The sequence below is a fragment of the Robiginitalea biformata HTCC2501 genome (assembly GCF_000024125.1).
Lineage (GTDB): Bacteria > Bacteroidota > Bacteroidia > Flavobacteriales > Flavobacteriaceae > Robiginitalea > Robiginitalea biformata.
Genome location: NC_013222.1, coordinates 3,068,415 through 3,087,060 on the forward strand (window position 1 = coordinate 3,068,415; position 18,646 = coordinate 3,087,060).

15 protein-coding genes are annotated in these 18,646 nt (G+C 49.3%); 10 read left to right on the forward strand and 5 right to left on the reverse strand.

The window, feature by feature from the left end; genetic code table 11:
• Window positions 1–49: 49 nt before the first annotated feature.
• The 7 genes from RB2501_RS13595 to RB2501_RS13625 all read left to right on the forward strand — a co-directional run bounded on the left by RB2501_RS13595 (window position 50) and on the right by RB2501_RS13625 (window position 8,911).
• The gene (locus RB2501_RS13595) at window positions 50–1,537 is read left to right on the forward strand and encodes a hypothetical protein (protein ID WP_041327280.1); all 1,488 of its coding nucleotides are present in this window, start codon (window positions 50–52) and stop codon (window positions 1,535–1,537) included.
• Window positions 1,512–2,498, forward strand: coding sequence for a glycosyltransferase family 4 protein (locus tag RB2501_RS13600; RefSeq protein ID WP_015755431.1), 987 nt, complete (start codon window positions 1,512–1,514; stop codon window positions 2,496–2,498). The genes RB2501_RS13595 and RB2501_RS13600 overlap by 26 nt, the downstream gene beginning before the upstream one ends.
• 4 nt (window positions 2,499–2,502) lie before the next feature.
• Window positions 2,503–3,645, forward strand: coding sequence for a glycosyltransferase (locus RB2501_RS13605; RefSeq protein ID WP_015755432.1), 1,143 nt, complete (start codon window positions 2,503–2,505; stop codon window positions 3,643–3,645).
• Window positions 3,642–4,559, forward strand: coding sequence for a glycosyltransferase family 2 protein (locus RB2501_RS13610; protein WP_015755433.1), 918 nt, complete (start codon window positions 3,642–3,644; stop codon window positions 4,557–4,559). The genes RB2501_RS13605 and RB2501_RS13610 overlap by 4 nt, the downstream gene beginning before the upstream one ends.
• Before the next feature lie 44 nt (window positions 4,560–4,603).
• Window positions 4,604–5,608, forward strand: coding sequence for a glycosyltransferase family 2 protein (locus RB2501_RS13615; RefSeq protein WP_015755434.1), 1,005 nt, complete (start codon window positions 4,604–4,606; stop codon window positions 5,606–5,608).
• Complete coding sequence (locus tag RB2501_RS13620) at window positions 5,605–6,360, forward strand: glycosyltransferase family 2 protein (RefSeq protein WP_015755435.1); 756 nt, start codon at window positions 5,605–5,607, stop codon at window positions 6,358–6,360. The genes RB2501_RS13615 and RB2501_RS13620 overlap by 4 nt, the downstream gene beginning before the upstream one ends.
• A gap of 157 nt (window positions 6,361–6,517) precedes the next feature.
• Window positions 6,518–8,911: a GumC family protein gene (locus tag RB2501_RS13625; RefSeq protein ID WP_015755436.1), complete on the forward strand. Its 2,394-nt coding sequence runs from the start codon at window positions 6,518–6,520 to the stop codon at window positions 8,909–8,911.
• 83 nt (window positions 8,912–8,994) lie between these two features.
• Here the strand turns inward: RB2501_RS13625 and RB2501_RS13630 are convergent, their stop codons facing one another.
• Window positions 8,995–9,363, reverse strand: coding sequence for a DUF7009 family protein (locus RB2501_RS13630; protein WP_015755437.1), 369 nt, complete (start codon window positions 9,361–9,363; stop codon window positions 8,995–8,997).
• 107 nt (window positions 9,364–9,470) lie between these two features.
• Between RB2501_RS13630 and RB2501_RS13635 the strand changes: the two genes are divergently transcribed.
• Window positions 9,471–10,442, forward strand: coding sequence for a helix-turn-helix domain-containing protein (locus tag RB2501_RS13635; RefSeq protein WP_015755438.1), 972 nt, complete (start codon window positions 9,471–9,473; stop codon window positions 10,440–10,442).
• A 30-nt stretch (window positions 10,443–10,472) separates the two neighbouring features.
• Here RB2501_RS13635 and RB2501_RS13640 read toward each other — a convergent pair whose 3' ends face one another.
• The 3 genes from RB2501_RS13640 to RB2501_RS13650 all read right to left on the reverse strand — a co-directional run bounded on the left by RB2501_RS13640 (window position 10,473) and on the right by RB2501_RS13650 (window position 14,215).
• A complete protein-coding gene (locus tag RB2501_RS13640) occupies window positions 10,473–12,002 on the reverse strand; it encodes a carboxylesterase/lipase family protein (protein WP_041327282.1) in 1,530 nt (509 codons plus the stop codon).
• Window positions 12,003–12,196: 194 nt separating this feature from the next.
• The gene (locus tag RB2501_RS13645) at window positions 12,197–12,445 is read right to left on the reverse strand and encodes a hypothetical protein (RefSeq protein WP_041327284.1); all 249 of its coding nucleotides are present in this window, start codon (window positions 12,443–12,445) and stop codon (window positions 12,197–12,199) included.
• Between the two features lie 204 nt (window positions 12,446–12,649).
• A complete protein-coding gene (locus RB2501_RS13650; RefSeq protein ID WP_238528075.1) occupies window positions 12,650–14,215 on the reverse strand; it encodes an arylsulfatase in 1,566 nt (521 codons plus the stop codon).
• Window positions 14,216–14,326: 111 nt separating this feature from the next.
• On the opposite strand from RB2501_RS13650, the gene RB2501_RS13655 reads away from it, so the two are divergent.
• Window positions 14,327–15,373, forward strand: coding sequence for a ThuA domain-containing protein (locus RB2501_RS13655; RefSeq protein WP_015755442.1), 1,047 nt, complete (start codon window positions 14,327–14,329; stop codon window positions 15,371–15,373).
• A gap of 379 nt (window positions 15,374–15,752) precedes the next feature.
• On the opposite strand, the gene RB2501_RS13660 is transcribed toward RB2501_RS13655, so the two are convergent.
• A complete protein-coding gene (locus tag RB2501_RS13660) occupies window positions 15,753–16,616 on the reverse strand; it encodes a DUF808 domain-containing protein (protein WP_015755443.1) in 864 nt (287 codons plus the stop codon).
• 155 nt (window positions 16,617–16,771) lie between these two features.
• On the opposite strand from RB2501_RS13660, the gene RB2501_RS13665 reads away from it, so the two are divergent.
• Window positions 16,772–18,529, forward strand: coding sequence for a tetratricopeptide repeat protein (locus RB2501_RS13665; protein WP_083760732.1), 1,758 nt, complete (start codon window positions 16,772–16,774; stop codon window positions 18,527–18,529).
• Window positions 18,530–18,646: the final 117 nt, after the last annotated feature.

Below are 18,646 nucleotides of genomic sequence, written 5' to 3' on the forward strand. Positions count from 1 at the left end.
ACCAGAAAATACGGAAACTCATATATATTGAGTTGAGTTTGATTTCGAGATGACGCTTAGACTTACTAATAAAAACTACAACTGGATTAGGGCAGGAATTTGGCTAATTTATTGCCTTTACTTGTTAGTTGTGTTCTACACAGTAGATTCATTTGACCTTAAAGTTGGAGCACTTTTATCTGGATTATTAATTGAATTAACGATCATCTCATTTTTAAGGCATTGGAAACAGAGTCGAATGCCTTATTTATTAGATTGGTTTCGACTAGCTACATTTTTTTTTGTTGTTTTAAACTATTTAGGGCTTATTTGGGATTTAGATTTCAAGACCAAAATTCTAGTATACAACAGCAATTACGTAAATTCTTCTTCAGCATTGCCAAGCATACTTGTGCTTCTATGTGGATTGGCAGCTCTTTGGCTAGGTGAAAAGCTTATTTTTTCTTCTAGAAACGGAGCTATCAAAAAAAAGTTCAATCCTTTAAATCAGTGCAAAAAAAGCAAAAAGGAAATTCTTGTTTTTCGGAACAGAAAGACTTTTCATGGACTAGTATTTTGTGTCGGAATTAGCCAGGTAATTCTTATTACCCGCGGTATAACAGGATACGCAGCAATTCCGATTGGATCGGCTTCAGTTTTCTCGGTATTTATCCAAATCACAAATGTTCTAAATCCGATCTTGTTGGCCATTTTAGCCATACTTGTACTCCGATATAAATATAATTCTGGTCGAATTTCATTTATTTTTAAGGCCTTCCTTCTTCTCCAAATACTACTCGGCTTCGTTACAGGTATGAAGGAAGCAATCTTGACTCCTTTAGTCATAGTAGTTGTTCCCTATATTTTAACTCGAAAAAAAATATCTAATGTTCTTATTTTATGCCTAGCTATATTTGCTTTTCTCCTGTACCCCGTTAATAACACGTACCGTACAATATTGCATGAATCAAACAATCTTGGACGCGTAGAGTCTGTGAAAAAGGCGGTTGCAACTACAATTGAGAATGGGTTTGTAGAGAACTTAGTGACTGGTGCAGAAAGTTACCAGGGGCGACTTTCACTCTTTCCAATTTTAATGTATAGTGTGGAGAATGAACAAATCTGGACCGAATTTAAATATCTGAACCGATATATATATCTACCTATTGCATGGGTAATACCTAGATTTCTAATCCCAAATAAGCCTACAGCAAATTCGGGATCGATTTTATATGAGATTACTACTGGAAATGACACGTCTTCAATAACACCTACTACTTATGGTTGGTCCTTCTTTGAAGGAGGATTAATTACCGTCTTTTTAACCTTTTTTCTTTTTAGCATATTCATTTCATTCATAAATACAAAATCAGATGTTAATACGATGTTTGGTTTGTTGTTATATATATTGATTATGGTAGACCTTTTAAAGGTTGAGTCAGACATCTTCTTTTTGATATCTGGAATCCTTCAAACTGTATTTCTGATAGTAATTATTAATTATTTGTTTTTTAAAAAACGTACGTCAGTCTATGTCAGAAATCGCATTACTATTTAGGCATAAAATAATGGGCAGGAATAGTATTGAAAATGTTCTAAAACCTTTGGAACGATTTCCTGGCATCAATAGGATTGAACTTCCGTACGATTTAAATTCATTATTTAATGCTTTTAGATTAATTAATTTCTCCTTTGGCATTAAGGAGAAAAACATTCATATTACCGGAGATGTTCACTATATGGCAGCATTCCTTTTTTGGAAAAAATCAATTATTACTGTACATGACTGTAATCATTACGAGCAATTACACGGTTTAAGGAAATTTCTTTACGGATTAATATGGTTTAGATTGCCTTTCTTCTTTTCAAATCAAATTGTGGCTATATCACCGTTCACAAAATCACAATTAAGACAACATTTTAATGTTCCAGAAAGAAAAATTCATGTAATACCGAATGCAATATCTAAGGATGTAACAAAAAAACATCGAACCGTAGATTATTTTGATAGAACATTTACAATTTTGGTTATCGGTACGTCTCATAATAAAAATATAGAACGTTTAATTCTTGCTGTTAGTAATCAGGAGAATTTACAATTGGACATAGTAGGCAAATTAGGAAATAGCATTATAGAATTAATGAGAACACATAATATTTCATATGTCAATTCGTATGGTATTCCCAAATCAACTCTGAAAAAAAAATATTTGGCTTCCGACCTGCTATTTTTCGCATCAACCAAGGAGGGATTCGGTCTTCCAATTTTAGAGGCTCAAAATTATGGACTTCCTGTGATTAGCTCAACTACCACTTCGATGCCATACGTGGCCGGAGAGGGAGCTATTCTAGTAAATCCCTATGATATAGATAGCATAAGAAAGGCTATTAAAGAGGTGCGAAGTAATGCTGATTTGAGATTGGAATTAGTTCAAAAGGGGTATCAAAACCTAAATCGATTTAATGTAAATGTTTTTGTAAATGAATATAGAAGCTTATACAGCAAAATTTTTAATTGAATAAATGACGATAGCTCATATTATCGCCTCACTAGACAATTCGAGCGGAGGACCTCCACGAGTGGTAGTACCTTTACTTTCGGAATTGATAAAATTCAATAATAGTTGCCAATACTCCCTGCACACGGTTAAAAGCCAAGATCCAATTATTGGGGATTATAAATTGAATGGTATTGATGTTCACACCTACAATAAGAATTTACTTGGTTATTTTATCAAACTAAAGCAGAAGCTAAATAACTCAAATCATTCGATTTATCATGGGCATGGAATATGGGATCCTCCGATTCATCAAATGGCTACAATGGCAAAAACAAATAATATCCCTTATGTGATTTCGCCACATGGTATGCTGAAGCCATGGTCTCTAAAACAGAGTAGACTAAAAAAGAAGTTAGCGTTAAAACTTTATCAATTTAGCGACTTAAAAAAGGCTAATTGTTTGCACGCTACCGCCATTCAGGAAGCCGAATCAATTCGCTTTTTAGGTTTAGAGAACCCAATTGCTATTATTCCTAATGGTATACCCATAAAAGATTTCCCATTATTGGAAAGTAAGCCAATTAAAGTAAAAAAGAAATTGCTCTACTTGTCTCGTATACACTATTCAAAAGGTATCGAGAACTTAATTGAAGCTTGGGCAAAAATTTCAGATTGCATAAAAGAGGAATGGCAAATCGATATAGTTGGAATGGGAGATAAAAAATACATTGATCAACTAAAATTTAAGGTAGCAACTTATAATTTATCTCATAGTATAAACTTTTTGTCTCCATTATACGGAGAAAACAAAGTGGCGGCATTTCAACAGGCTGACCTATTTGTTCTTCCTACATATACCGAAAATTTTGGGATAGCAATTGCAGAATCTTTGGCCTCAGGGACTCCAGTAATTACTACCAAAGGTGCTCCCTGGGAAGATTTAAATAAATATAAGTGCGGACAATGGATCGACATTGGAACAGCCCCTTTGATCCGTGCTCTTGAAGAAGTTTTGAGATTTCCCAATGACAAATTGGTAACAATGGGATTGAACGGAAGAAAATTGATCGAGGATAAGTACAGTATCGACGCCGTTGCCAAAAAAATGAATGAACTCTACATGTGGCTGAATCAAAAGGGTGCGAAACCTGAATTTGTAGTATGACAAAGGTTTCCATTACAGCAATTATCTTAACACATAATGAGGAGTTGCACTTAAAAAGATGTTTAAACAATGTAAAGGCATTTTGTGAACGTGTCATCGTGGTGGATTCATATTCCACAGATAATACAGAATCCATTGCCCGAAGTGAAAATGTAGAATTCGTTCAAAATAAATGGATCAATTATTCATACCAATTTAACTGGGCATTAGATAATGTTCCGATTAATTCCGAATGGGTATTGCGAATTGATGCCGATGAATATTTTACAAACAACCTCATACAGGAATTACGAACGAGACTTCCCAAACTGAGCAAGGAGATCACAGGTATTTATGTCAAGCGGTTGATGTATTTTATGGACATGCCTCTGAAAAAGGGGGGGATGTATCCAATCTGGCACATCAAACTTTGGCGAAATGGATATGGGTATTGTGAACATCGCTGGATGGACGAACGCGTGATTCTTAGAAGCGGAAAAACAATTGAATTCGGTAAGGGCGATCTTATAGATCACAATCTGAATAATATGACCTGGTGGACAAATAAGCACAACCAATACACCATTAGGGAGGCAATCGACATACTTGACGGGATATATAATTTCACAAATGCCGATAGGCTAAAGCCGAAACTACTTGGAAATCAAGAACAACGAAAACGCTGGTTAAAATTAAAATATTTGTCATTTCCACTTTTCATCCGCCCTTTTATTTATTGGTTTATTCGGTACTTTATCCTAGGAGGATTCTTAGAAGGTAAAAGAGGTTTTATTTGGAACTGTTTACACGCGTTTTGGTATCGCTACCTCGTGGATGTTAAGATTTACGAAGTATTACGGGAAACAAAAAAAAACCGTAGTAAAATCATCGAATATTTCCACCTAGAATACGGTTATGATATTACAAAATACTAATCAATCATAGAGGCCTTTTAACCATTTTAGATTTCGCCCTACGGATGAAAGTTTCAATAGTAATCCCTGCCCATAACTCTGAGAAATTCATCGATCGTTGCTTGTCTTCTGTTTCTTCTCAAAGTTATGGGAACATCGAAATAATTGTTGTAAACGACGGAAGCACGGATGGGACCTTGCCCCTTATCAAAGCCTGGCAGCAAAAGGATGCGCGTATCCTACTTATGGACCAGGAAAATGCAGGGACCTTAATGGCACGCAAGATTGGTATTCAACACGCTACAGGAGATGCCATTCTAAATCTCGATTCAGACGATTATCTGGAGAAGCATGCCGTTGAATTGCTAGTGCATAAAATGGAGGAGACAAGTGCTGATATAGTGGTTGCCAACCACTTTATGCTTAAGAATGGTCATAAAAAGCTTATCAAAAACGCCCTTCCTCGCACACAGGATAAGCGATCCCTATTCGAATACCTGCTAACAGGTAAACTTACCGGATACATCTGGGGGCGTCTTTTTCGAGTCGATTTGTTGAAAACATTGGAAATGCCAGCATATTTCGCATTCTCCGAAGATGTCATTGCTAACTTTTCACTAATTGCTAATAATGACTTAAAGATAGCCCTCATCGAAGAGGGAATCTTAAATTATGTCATACATACAAGCAATGTTTCTCAAAGTGAAATTAGCCGACCAGTCGAAGGCTTTTACAGGGAACATCGCTATATAGAAACTATTTTAGCGAGAGAAGGACTTCAAACGGAACTTGAAAAAGAGTTGGCTATCTACAAAAGTAAGAGCTGGGTCGTTTACTGTAGAAAGGGGGGGGAATTGTCAAAAGATCCCCAGTACCATCGCGCCTTTTTCGACAAAAACTACCCTTTGGTTAAGGATTCATTACCTCTTTACCAGCGCATTGAGATGTTGGCTTATGCAAAAAACTTACGTTTTGGGAGAATGGTCACGTTAACGCTTCGCCGTGGGTATAAAATATTAGAAACCCTGAAAAAAGCATTTCAGTTCAAAATGCTCATTGGTTTGCTATGACCCTCACACTCATCACCGCCACCTACAATAGCGTTAAAACGCTGAAAAGTTGCCTGGATTCCGTTGCGGCCCAGGATTATAAAGATTATGAGCATTTGATGATTGACGGGGCGTCAACGGACGGGACATTGGAATTTCTGGAAGGATATCGGGAAAGCCACCCGCACCTCCGGGTGATCTCAGAGCCGGATGCCGGGATTTACGATGCGCTCAATAAAGGGGTTTCCAATGCCAGGGGCAATATCGTGGGGTTTGTGCACTCGGACGATATGCTGGCAGATTCCGGGGTGCTGAACCGGATTATCAAATGTTTTAATAACGGCAATCCGGACGGCGTATACGGGGATTTGGAATATGTTCGCCAGGAAGATCCCGACCGTGTTGTAAGGCACTGGAAAAGCGCGCCTCTCAATAGGGACTTATTGCAGAAAGGCTGGATGCCTCCCCACCCCACGCTGTTTCTGAAAAAGTCGGTTTACGATAAGCACGGGGCATTCGACCTTTCCTACCAGATAGCCGCCGATTACGATTTTATGCTGCGAATATTTCAGGATACGGAATACGCATTTACATATCTGCCCGGGGTTATTACGAAAATGCGCGTTGGCGGTGCCAGTAACCGCAGCCTGAAAAACATCCTGCAAAAATCCCGCGAAGACCTGCGGGCCATGCGCGCCAACCAGATTGCAATGCCCTTTTTGGCTCTCGGCTACAAGAACCTGTCAAAACTTCCGCAGTTCTTTAGAAAATAGGAGCAAGCCTGGGGATAATCCGCGCTTTTGACGAGTTGTAAGTGGATAAAACACCCATCCCCGGATCGATGGGTTTCTCCTGGCTATTTTAACCTTTGAAGTACCCCCGGACTTTAAAATCTTTGTTACATTTATCCCCCTTCGGGAATCCATGACTATGGCGGAATCCGCATTCATTTTGGAAGAAGAGCATTCGGAACAAACGAATCTCAAAGCACTTATTGCCCGCTACCTGCGGTATTGGCCGTGGTTCCTGGCGGCCGTTATTATCAGTGTGGGCCTGGGGTACCTCTACATGCGCTATGCCCCGATTGTCTACGAATCCACTGCCAAAATCGAAATCATCGACGAATCCCAGGGCATCGACATCACTTCCGAGGCCCTTTCGCTCTTTGGCCAGGGCAGTTCCGTAAATATGGAGAACGAGGTGCAGGTCCTCCGGTCGTATCGGATCCTCCGGCAGGTTGTGGAAACCTTGAACCTGGATATTTCGTATTACCAGGTGGGGAACGTAAAGACGACGGAAATCTGGAATCCCCCGTTCGCCGTTACCAAGCTGGTAGCAGAAGACAGCCTGGAAACTACCCGGGCGTACGACATCCGAATCGAGGGGATTAACGCCAGGATTACCGATGAATCCGAAACCTCCCGGACTGTGTCCCTGATGACCCCGGATTCCCTGGATACCGGTTTGCCCTTTGATATTACGCTCCGGCCCGATGCAGTTCCGGAGGAATACGCTGGCATCCAGTTCCGGGTAACCCTGACCCCCATCAAACAGGCCGTTCTGAACCTGGCAGAAAAAATTCGCGTGGAACCCGTGAGCAAAGACAGCGAAATCCTGGCCCTGTCCATCCGGGGGCAGAGCGTGGAGCGTTCGGAGGCCATCCTGAACGAGCTGATCAACAAATTCAACCAGGACGGGATTAAGGACCGGCAGCTGGTTTCCAAGCGGACCCTGGATTTTATCGACGAGCGGTTCCTGAGCCTCTCCCAGGAGCTGGACTCCATCGAGGTGGGGAAAGAAGACTTTAAACGCACCAACGACCTGTCCTACCTGGATTCCGACGTGGATTTTTCGCTTCAGCGGCGCGCGGTGGCCCAGGACGAAGTCACCCAGCTGGAAACGCAGGTCTCCCTGGCCGACCTGCTCAAGAAGGCGGTTACGGCCCAGTCGTCCTACGGCTTGCTGCCGGTGGACGTGGGCCTGGAAAACAGCGGGCTGAACTCCATGGTGGCCAAATACAACCAGATGGCCCTGGAGCGGGAGGAATTGCTGACCAATGTGGGGGAAAGCCACCCCACGCTGATCGCCATTTCCAACCAGCTGCAGAACGCCAAGGTGAATATCATGAAGACGCTGAACATCTACCAGACGCAGCTGAAGCTCTCCCTGCGCCAGCTCACCCGCGAAAAAAACCGGGCCAATACGATGTTCTCCCGCCTGCCGGAGAAGGAAAAGATGCTGCGCTCTATAGAACGCCAGCAGGACATCAAGGAAAACCTCTTTATCCTGCTGCTCCAGAAACGGGAGGAAGCCGCCCTCAGCTATGCGGTTACCGCCCCGTCCATCAAGGTGGTGGACTACGCGCTTACGGATACCGAACCCCTCTCCCCCAAAAAGCGGATTGTCTACCCGATGTCCTTCATGATTGGCCTTTTTGTGCCTTTCATAGTGCTGTACCTCCACTTTACGATTAACGGGAAGATCCAGGACCGGACGGACCTGGTGCGGCTGAGCCCGGAGGTCCCGATCCTGGCAGAAATACCCACCTTCAAAAAATCGCGCAAGGTGATCAACGCCGCAGACCGCTCTGTCTTGGCAGAATCCTTCCGCATTGCCACCACCAACCTGGATACGCTGCTTTCCGCCCGTGACGGGGCGAATGGCCGGGGTGCCGGGGGTGCAAGCGGATCCAGCGGTGCCGACGGGGCCGGGAATGCAGCGGACGCCGGGAATGCAGGGGATGCAGGGGATGCTGCCAGGGGCAAATGCGTTCTGGTAACCTCCTCGGTAAAAGGCGAAGGCAAGACCACCACCGCCCTGAACATGGCCCAGGCCTATGCGAGCATGCACCACAAGGTCCTGCTGGTGGGGGCCGACCTGCGCAACCGGGAGCTGATGAACTACTTTAAGCCGGATTCGTTTTCCTTTGGCCTTTCCGAATACCTGAGCGAATCCCGGGTAAAATGGGAGGATGTAATTGCCGGCGGTTTCGACAACCTGGATTATTTAAAGGTGTGTTTTGGCGGCAAGATGCCCCCGAACCCCACGCAACTCCTGTCCGGCAAAGGGTTCGCGCGGTTTATTCAGCGAGCCGTTTCCGAGTTTGACATCGTGATACTGGACTCCCCCCCTTCCCTCTCGGTGGCCGATCCGCTCCTGTTGGCTAAACACGCGGATGCCACGGTCTACATTACGCGAACGGGCATCACCGACAAGAATATGGTGCGCCACGCCAGGGAACTCCAGCAGAAAAAGCAGCTGCCGAATATGGCCTTTGTCATCAACGACGTGGGCTCGCTGAATTCCCGGAAATACCAGTATTAGTCTTAGTGCTACAGCTTAGTGCGCGATTGCCGGGCCTTTCGCACAGTTCAGTCGGATAACGGGCGCATCAGCTCCCATCGGTTTCAACACTCAGCATTCGGGTTCGGGAAGTTGTCGGACTGGTCCTCCACCGTGTTGTCCAGGCAGGCAAAATCCTTTTCCACCAGTATGGACAGGGCCCCGGGGTCGTTCCAATCCGCCGAGTTGCTGTACCCAACACGGGTGTCTTCCAACCAGCCCTCCCGGGCCGACGCCGGCAGGGTTACCGTGATGGTTCCCCGGGTAAAATCTGCTGTGGGCTCTGCCACGCCTTCCTCCGCCCGGAGGATGTAGCGAAACACCCCGGAGGGAAAAACCGTTTCCTCCTCAACATAGCCGGTGTTGCAAAAAACCTCCACCTCGGCCCGCGTGAGCCGGTAACGCACTGAATTTCCTTTAATCCGTATTTTCATCCTGCAGAAATTTTACAGAAAAGTAGTACATTAGACGCTGACAAGCTTGCCTGCACCATAACCTTTATCTGCTCATGTTAGGTTTGAGGGAGAATACCCCGTTAGAAATGCTCAGGCAATTCGCAGTTTACCTGGATGCGGAGGTCGTCGAATCCCATGGTTCCGGTCAACTGATCCTGGACAACGAAAAAGGCCAGGGCTCCATCAAACTTTTTGAGCTGTATCCCGGCCTAACTGCCTGGGTCTACAATATCCAATTTTTTGATGATCTGTCCTGGAAGGTTCAGTTTAACGGTGAAAGGAATTACTACCTGGGATACCACCTGAAGGGGCGGCAACGCCATAAATTTGAATCGGAAGAGCATTTTATTGAGATTCAGCAATGGCAGAACTTTTTTATTCTGGGCACCGACCATACCGTTGCCGATTTTGTAATACCGGGTGGTGAACCGCTGCAAAGTTGTTACCTGATTCTGAAAACCCACCTGATCACGGAGGCCGATCTAAAAATAAAAACGCAACTGGAGACCCACCTGGAAAACCTGTTCCGGGTGGGGCAAAAGCAGCTCGCTTATCGCTATTTGGGACAAATAGACACACAAACCGGGCATTTTGTAGAAACGATTATCAAAAACGAGCGGACGGACCTAGTGGGGCGCCTGCTTACCGAAGGCGCCGTTATGGGGATGCTCGCCTCCCAACTCGAGTCGCACCAACAGGAGCACCTGGGTGCAGTTAAACGACCGGAACTCAGTATCGCGGATTTTGAGAAAATTAAAAACCTGACTGAGATTATCCGGGATAACCCAGGGGAAAAGATAGCTGTTGATGACCTGGCCGCCCGACTCGGGTTTTCCTCCAGGAAACTGCAACGGGGAATCCGCATCGTATACGGGTATTCCGCACACGAATTCATTACGAATGTGCGCATGGAACTGGCCCGGGAACTGATGGAAACCACCGACATGAATGTCTCGGAAATCTGTTACAACATCGGGTATTCCAGCCGGAGCCACTTCTCCAAGATGTTCCGCGCCCGTTTCGGGGTGTTGCCGAGTTCCTACAGGAAATCGACCTAGTCCAAGATATTTCAAGGTCCAGGTTGCCCCCTAGTTCCTGTCGAGGAATCTCAATTCCTCCTGCAGCAACCCGGGCTCCGTCCGGATCGTTTCATCGATGACCAGGATATCCCCCGACCCGTACTGGTAGTGTTTCCAGGCCGGGAGTCCCGGCCCGTTCGGGTTGCCGGTTTTGGCAAAATTGAGCCAATAGGAGGAGAGTGTATCTTCCACCTTCCGGTCATACGGCTGCCAGGGCCGGTCCCAGGTATGTAGCGTATGGAGGGCAAAAGGCACTTCGCTGGTATGGAAGGCCCCGTAATTCGGGAAATCCGGTTTGTCCGGCGGCACATGCCCAAACTGGTAGAGGTAGCTTGTCCCCCCACTGGCTAAAGCCATCCGGTGCGCTGGCAGGCCGGCAAACCCCAACAAGGTTATCAGGCTCCTGGATTCCTGCACCTCTTCCCCGGTGCTGCCCGGGAATAGCTCCAGGAAGGCGCCGGCGCGCTCCCCGTAGAGGCTGTCGGCCTCCCGGCGGTAGGCCTCGGGGGTCATGGCGTTGGACCCCATGAAATTCCCGTCCCCGGTTACCCAGCCGGCAATCACCGGTACCTGGTTATGACGCCCCTCCCGGAAATAGGCCCGCATATCCGTGTCGGGTAGGAAGTGCCCGTCAAGGGTGACGCCAAAGCGCCCCACGCCCGGAAGGTTGCTCACAGCCTGGATGCTGTCTGCCGGGAGTTCCCGCAAGGCCTCAAGGGAACGCACCCCGGCTTTTTCAATAAAACGGACCCCGGCCGCTTCTGCCTGTTCCAGGTCCTGGCTGAGCTGGCCGGAAAGCAACCCGCCGCTCTGCAGGATCGCTTTGTGGAACAGGCCTTTTGCCAGGGGGGATTCAATTTGGGCGTTTACGCTGAAAGCCCCGGCAGACTGGCCGGCAATCGTGACATTGTCCGGGTCGCCTCCGAATGCAGCGATGTTGCGCCGCACCCAATCCAGGGCGGCTGTCTGGTCCATAAATCCATAATTTCCGGAGGCTCCATGCCCGGATTCCTCACTGAGTTCCGGATGCGCCAGAAAGCCCAGTACCCCCACCCGGTAATTCAGGCTTACAAATACGATACCCTTCGACGCCATCTCCGCTCCATCGTAAATAGCGCAATTCGCCGATCCGCTGTTAAGCCCGCCCCCGTAAATCCAGACAAACACCGGGAGTTTTTCGTTCCCGCTTTCAGCAGGTGTCCAGACATTCAGATACAGGCAATCCTCGCTCAGGGGTTCCGGTTGGGCGATAAATTCCTCACTCCAGGCGTAAAAAGGCCTTGGTTCATTCTGGATGGGGCTGGCCGAAAATTCAGTGGCTTGCAGGGTATCCGTCCAGGCCCTGACCGGTTGCGGGGCACGCCAGCGCAGCTCTCCGACGGGAGGTGCGGCAAAGGGGATGCCCTTGAAAACGCGCAGGCCGCGCTCGGAATCGGTGGTGCCGGAGACCCAGCCTTTGTCGGTTTTTACCAGGGTTGCCTGGCCGCGGGCGACGCAGCAGCCGATCAGCAGGGCGATACCAAGTATCAATCTTGTCATCTGTGTGAATTTGAAAGCGTTTAAATTACACATAAAATTGATCGCACCCGTAAACAAAAAGAAAGCCAGCCTTTGGGGGCTGGCATTGTGCAGATTTTAGGTGCTTCGCGGATCCCATCGTTCCCGGCGTCGGACGGTCGGGGAAATGGGCCGAGGCTGCGGCTGGCTGATCTGTCGGTCCGCCGGTTCGGCGGTCAGGCCCGGAATTCCCGGGGGGCCCAAACCGAGCACATCATGCCCGGGGACGCTTTGGCCGGGTTGGCGCAGTCGTCCCGTTCGTATCTCTGGCAGCTGGTGCAATCCCGATGGTCGGCCAATTCGGCCTTCATTTCAAAATGGTCACAGGTGTAGTGGCTGGCCACCTTCACCCCGTGGACTTTACACATGCTGTCGCTCATCATGTTGTCGCAGTTCATGCAACTGCTTCCTAATCGTATCGCCATGGTTTTCTATTTATAAGTGTATTCTGATTTGTCAATATGTCTTAAAATACAGGCAAAGCGCCATAGAATCAATTTAAATAACTGGTTTTCAATTATTTAAATTTAGATTGATTTAAGATAATTGCAGGCAGGGCAAGGGGAAATATCCGGGCCGGCATTCTGTGACGTGCCGTTTTACGGTTTGGAGCCGCCCCTGTCTGCCCATTATCCGCCAAATCGGAATTCCGCCGATGGGGTCCGGGCTTCCCGGAGGATCTTTTCCATCTCCGCCACCACCTCCGGGTGGTCCGAAGCGATATTCTGGGTCTCCCCGAGGTCTTCGGAGAGGTCGTACAATTCAACGGGGCCGTCGGGATGCTCGAGGACTTCGTACCTGACCGCCTTCCAATCGGCTTTACGCACCGACTGCCGGCCTCCCTGTTCATGGAATTCCCAATAAAGGTAGGCGTGCTGTTCCTGTCCGTCCCCGGCCTGCAGCAAGGTGGGTAAAAAGGAAATGCCGTCCATTTCCACAGGGGGGGCCACACCCAGGATCTCCGCAAACGTCGGGAAAACATCCCAGAAAGCCGAGATGTGGTCCGTCCGGGTACCCGGTGGAATCCAACCCGGCCAGCGCGCCAGCATCGGCACCCGGATCCCGCCTTCGTACAGGTCGCGCTTGTAGCCGCGGAGCGGCCCGTTGCTGTCAAAATAATCCGGATCCGCCCCGCCTTCCAGGTGGGGCCCGTTGTCCGAGGTAAACACGATGAGCGTATTTTCCTCCAGGCCCAGCTCCCGGACCTTCTCCATAATTTCCCCCACCTGCCGGTCCAGGATGGATATCATGGCTGCAAAGGCCGCGCGGGGTTTCTGTTGGGATTCATAAGGGCCCTTTCGGTATTGCGGCCCTTGGTCCGTTCCTTCATAGGGCTTTTCCGGCGGGTACCTGCCCCGGAAGCGCTGCAGGGTTTCCTCCGGGGCTGCCAGCTCGGCGTGGGGTATAATGGAGGCCACATACAGGAAGAAGGGGTTTTCACGGTTTTCCTCGATAAAATTGAGCGTTTCCCGATGGATGAGCTCCGGCGCATAGCGGCCTTTTAACTTGCCCGCATTCTCCTCCAGGACGATGCTGTCCCGGTTGTACCACAGATGGTGGGGATAGTAATGGTGTCCCATCCGCTGGCAATTGTATCCAAAAAAGGTGTCAAACCCCTGGGCATTCGGATCGCCCTCAGATCCCGGGTATCCGAGGCCCCACTTGCCAAAGGCTCCCGTGGCATAACCGTTCTCCCGGAACATTTCCGCCAGCGTATAGGTGGAGTCCGGGATGGGGTGCTGCCCCTCCGGCTGTACTTCCCGGTTGCCCCGAACCACGGTGTGCCCGGTATGCATCCCCGTCAGCAAGGCGGCGCGGGAAGGGGCGCAAACCGTGCTCCCCGAATAGTGTTGGGTAAAGAGCAAACCTTCCTGGGCCAACCGGTCGATGTTCGGGGTGTTGAATTTTTCCTGCCCGTAGCAGCCCAGGTCGCCGTATCCCAAATCGTCGGCCAGGATGTAGATGATATTGGGCGGGACCGCGGGTGTCTGCACGGCGGCATTTTCCCTTTCCCCGCAAGCTCCCAGCAGCAGGCACGCAACGATTGGAAAGGCGATAAAAAACCTGTTCCAATGCACGGGAACACGGCTCTCCAACAGGGCTGCACAGCCTTGCAACATGGCCACCCGACTCTCCGGCAAGGCAACCCGGCTTTCCAACAGGGCTGCACGGCTCTCCAAAGGGCATTCATCCATGGGAAAAATATACGGGTTTTTCCCCGGTGTAATACGATGTTTTATATTTACAGGAGACCCGGTGCCGGCAACCGGCCCGGAAATTTCATAAAACCAACCAAACCTGAAACGATGAAACATCTCCGGTGGATAGCGGCCATCGCCCTCCTGGCGATCGCCTGCAAACAAGAAAAGAAAAACATTGCAACGCCACCCCAGGCACCTGACAAATTACAGGCCCTGATCCTGGATGGGCAGAACAACCACTATGTCTGGCCTAAAACCACTGTGATGATGCGGGATTACCTGGAGGAAACAGGGCTCTTCGACGTTTCCGTGCACCGGATGGACTCCGTGTGGCTGGGCATCAAATACAACGAGTCCCGGCCGGAGCCGTACACCTCCTTCATCGAAAATTACCCCCTGGATTCCACCGCCCGGGCCATCTCCCACGACCCGATCGAAACCTCCGATTTTTCCATGGATTTTTCGCCCTACGATGTCATCATCTCGAATTTGGGTGCCTCCTCCCCCCTATGGCCGGAAGCCACCCGGAAAGCCTTTGAGCAATACGTGGCAAACGGTGGCGGCTTTGTGGTGGTCCACGCAGCCAACAACCCCTGGGGCCACTGGGAGGAATTCAACCGGATGATCGGTTTGGGCGCCTGGGGCGGCAGGGATGAAACAACCGGGCCGTATGTCTATTACAACGATGCCGGGGAGCTCGTCCGGGACGATTCGGAAGGGGTATGCGGCTCCCACGGGCCGGAGTATGAATTCGCGCTGACCACCCGGGCGCCGGAGCACCCCATTATGAAGGGCCTGCCTGCCACGTGGATGCATACCCAGGACGAATTGTACGAGCGTATGCGGGGGCCCTTTGAGAATGCCACCGTCCTGGCAACCGCTTACGCCGATGTGGAGAAAAACGCCCCGCCCTGGAACCCCGAGGTAGTCGGTATCGGGCAACACGTACCCCAGCTCATGGCCATCGAATACGGACAGGGGCGGGTCTTCCATTCCACCCTGGGGCATTTTGACTATTCCATGGAATGCGTCGGGTTTATCACCACGCTGCAACGGGGCGCCGAATGGGCCGCCACGGGGGCAGTCACCCAGGAAGTTCCCGCCGATTTTCCGACAGCGGAGCAATCCGCATCCAGGGAATGGCAGCCCTAACTCGCGTAATCGGAAAACCTGATTATGCATAGACAAACACTATGGATAATTCGCCGGGATATAGATATTCTTAATTATTCATAAACTTCCCGAATTTTCGTTAAACTCCTCTTAACGAATGAAACTTTTTTCCCTTAAATACGTCCTAGTAGTGCGTGCAATTTAACAGGGCCTATTGCCCTTATCACGCTAAACCAATTACAACTATGAGACGTAATAAAAACACCGCAAACGAAAGCAACACAGGGGTGGACAGGATGCTGTCCCGCCATATGAGTTGGAGGAATACGCGTAGGTTTACCGGATTGAAACTCATCAGGTTTTCTTAGCAGTCTAACACATGTTGCAAAGCAGAAAAGGGGGCCTCGGGTCCCCTTTTTTATTTCCAGGCGGCTACCACGCCCTTCACCAGGAGTAACACGGCTGCACCTGCCAACAGGCCCACTATAAAATCCCGGAGCAATGCGGGCAGGGAGTGGAGGAAATCGTGCATAAAATCCAGGTTGTGCGTAAAGATGCCCCCCGCCACCAGCAGCAGGGCAATGGTCCCGATTACGGCGAGGCTCTTAATCACGTACGGAAGCGCCTGTACGAGCAGGTTCCCGACCTTGTCCGAAAAACTATCCTGCCGTTCGTTCAGGTCAATGAGCCGCAGGCCAAATTCATCCATCCGGATAATCAGGGCCACAATGCCGTAGACCCCCACCGTAGCCAGCAGGGCAATAGCCGTGGTAACCAGGATTTGCGTGAGCAGCGACTCCTCCACCACCGTCCCCAGAGCGATAATTACAATCTCGACGGAGAGGATGAAATCCGTCAGCACGGCCGATTTGATCTTTTCCTTTTCGTAAGCCAGGATTTCCTTTTTGGAGGCGTACTTTAAAGGGACTTCCTCTTTGGCATGCGGGTGCGGGAAGAAGTATTCGTAAATTTTTTCCGCCCCCTCGTAGGCCAGGTAAAACGCCCCGATGACCAGGATCACCGTGACGGCCACCGGCAGGAAAGCACTCAGGACAAAAGCCACCGGCAGGATGATGACTTTGTTCAGGAAGGATCCCTTGGTTATGGCCCAGAGCACCGGCAATTCCCGGGAGGAGATAAATCCGGAGGACTTTTCCGCATTCACCGCCAGGTCATCGCCCAGAATGCCCGCTGTTTTCTTGGCGGCCACCTTCGTCATGGTTGCCACATCATCCATCAGGGTTGCCACATCGTCCAGCAAGGCGAATAATCCGGATGCCATATTCCAATAATTTTTGATTTAGGGAGCAAAATACTAAGAAAACAGGTACGGGCCCGGCTGTATATTCTTCAAATGGATCGTTTTTCCTTTGCGTGGGATGTAAGCATTTGCAAGGAATTTTATTCCCTTTTCCTATATTTAGGTATCCAACGACTATGACAAGAACCCTTCACTTCTTTTGTTGCATTGGCCTGTTGGCGCATTTTGGTTTATATGCCCAATCCCCTGCCCATACCGATAACCCGGTTCTCGATAGTTTGCAGCAGGTTCTGGAGCAGCAGGAAGGCCTGGAGCGTGCCTATACCTACAGGGAGATCTTTTTGAACATGAGGGCATACGACATCCAGACGGCCAAAGCCTACCTGGATTCCGCGGCAGCAATCAATGCGCTGGTACAAAATGACACGCTGAAAGCCCGACTTTACGAATCCAGCGCAAGGTACCACTACTACATATCGGATTATAAGGAAGGTGCTGCCCAACTCCAATTGGCTATTGAGGTAAACCGTGAAATAGGCAACCGGCAAGACCTGCCAGTTAATTACAATGCATTGGGTATTTTCTACAAGTACCTCGGCAAGCCCGGCCTGGCGCTGGAATCGTTCCAGAACGCATTGAGGATCAGTGAACAACTGGGCCAGCCAAGCAGTGCCCTGGCTCCGGCCCTGATGAATATCGGCAAACTCCATGCGGAACTGGGCGATCTGGAAATTTCGAATACCTATTACCGCCGGGTCGAGGCGATTTGTGGGGAATCCGGGGTGGAATATTGCCTGGCTATTACCCGTTCGAACATGGCCACCAACCTGGCCGAGGCCGGCAACTACAGGGAAGCCCTGCAACTGTATCAGGAGGCCCTGCCTTACTTTGAATCCGAAAACCTAAAGACCGAATTGGGGGAGCAATACAACCTCATGGCGTCCGTTTACCTGAAAATGGACTCGCTGAACACTGCCAGGACCTACCTGGAAAAAGCCCTGGAGATCAACCGGGAAACCGGAGAACTCAGGGAATTGGGTATGGCCCATCGCGGCCTGGGCGATATCCATTTCAGGGAAGGGGATTACAGGCTGGCACTGGAACGGTACCAAAACGGCCTGGGCTATTTTGAGCCATCCAACAGCCTGGATGCTGTGGAGACCTACCTGCGCATTTCCGAGTCCTTCGATAAACTGGGCAACATCCCCCAGGCGTATGCGTTCCATACGCGCTTTTTTTCGGCTTATGATTCAATATTCAGCCAAAAGAACCAGGACAAGATAAGCGCGCTCGAAATCCAGTACGAATCGGAAAAAAACCGGCAGGAAATCCAAATGCAACAACAGGAAATCGCCTTGTTGCAGGAGAAACAGAAGGCGGACCGCCTGCAGCGGATCGGGTTGATTTCCGGCCTGGTCGTTGTCCTGTTTTTTGCCGGCCTGGGCTATTATGCCTTGCGCCAGAAGATGAAACGCAACCGCCTGGAGCGGGAGCGGGTCAAGGCCGAACTGGCCTTCAAGAAGAAGGAACTCACCACCCACGCCCTGCACCTGGCCAAGAAAAATGAAATCCTGGAAGACCTGAAACAACAGGCCAAATCCCTTAAGGAAACTGAAGACAACAGTACGGCCTACAAAGCACTCCTGCGGACCATTTCCGCCGACCAGCAGGACGATAAGGCCTGGGAAAATTTCACCCAGTATTTTGAAGCCGTACACAAGGATTTTGCGCGGAAGGCCACCGAGAAATACCCCGAGATAACCCGGACAGAATTGCGGCTCATGGCGTTGATAAAAATGAACCTTTCTTCCAAGGAGATTGCCAGCATCCTGAATATTTCTGCCGAAGGTGTAAAAAAAGCGAGGCACCGGTTGCGGAAAAAAATGGAATTATCCCGGGCCGATTCCCTGGATACGGCCATCATGTCCTTATAGGCGAAACCTTTCTACATCGCTCCGGGCCCTCTATTTACGGGGCCTGCACCCCCTGTCCACTTTTTGTCCCCCCTCCTGCCGGACCCTGTCCCCTTTTCGTCCCCCATGCTTTTTTTC

Excerpts from the sequence above, each read along its gene's own strand:
- RB2501_RS13660 (WP_015755443.1), bottom strand. The coding sequence starts at position 16,616 with ATGGCATCCGGATTATTCGCCTTGCTGGACGATGTGGCAACCCTGATG.
- RB2501_RS13620 (WP_015755435.1), top strand. The coding sequence starts at position 5,605 with ATGACCCTCACACTCATCACCGCCACCTACAATAGCGTTAAAACGCTG.
- RB2501_RS13610 (WP_015755433.1), top strand. The coding sequence starts at position 3,642 with ATGACAAAGGTTTCCATTACAGCAATTATCTTAACACATAATGAGGAG.
- RB2501_RS13665 (WP_083760732.1), top strand. The coding sequence starts at position 16,772 with ATGACAAGAACCCTTCACTTCTTTTGTTGCATTGGCCTGTTGGCGCAT.
- RB2501_RS13650 (WP_238528075.1), bottom strand. The coding sequence starts at position 14,215 with ATGGATGAATGCCCTTTGGAGAGCCGTGCAGCCCTGTTGGAAAGCCGG.
- RB2501_RS13615 (WP_015755434.1), top strand. The coding sequence starts at position 4,604 with ATGAAAGTTTCAATAGTAATCCCTGCCCATAACTCTGAGAAATTCATC.
- RB2501_RS13645 (WP_041327284.1), bottom strand. The coding sequence starts at position 12,445 with ATGGCGATACGATTAGGAAGCAGTTGCATGAACTGCGACAACATGATG.
- RB2501_RS13655 (WP_015755442.1), top strand. The coding sequence starts at position 14,327 with ATGAAACATCTCCGGTGGATAGCGGCCATCGCCCTCCTGGCGATCGCC.
- RB2501_RS13630 (WP_015755437.1), bottom strand. The coding sequence starts at position 9,363 with ATGAAAATACGGATTAAAGGAAATTCAGTGCGTTACCGGCTCACGCGG.
- RB2501_RS13600 (WP_015755431.1), top strand. The coding sequence starts at position 1,512 with ATGTCAGAAATCGCATTACTATTTAGGCATAAAATAATGGGCAGGAAT.
- RB2501_RS13640 (WP_041327282.1), bottom strand. The coding sequence starts at position 12,002 with ATGACAAGATTGATACTTGGTATCGCCCTGCTGATCGGCTGCTGCGTC.
- RB2501_RS13625 (WP_015755436.1), top strand. The coding sequence starts at position 6,518 with ATGGCGGAATCCGCATTCATTTTGGAAGAAGAGCATTCGGAACAAACG.
- RB2501_RS13595 (WP_041327280.1), top strand. The coding sequence starts at position 50 with ATGACGCTTAGACTTACTAATAAAAACTACAACTGGATTAGGGCAGGA.
- RB2501_RS13635 (WP_015755438.1), top strand. The coding sequence starts at position 9,471 with ATGCTCAGGCAATTCGCAGTTTACCTGGATGCGGAGGTCGTCGAATCC.
- RB2501_RS13605 (WP_015755432.1), top strand. The coding sequence starts at position 2,503 with ATGACGATAGCTCATATTATCGCCTCACTAGACAATTCGAGCGGAGGA.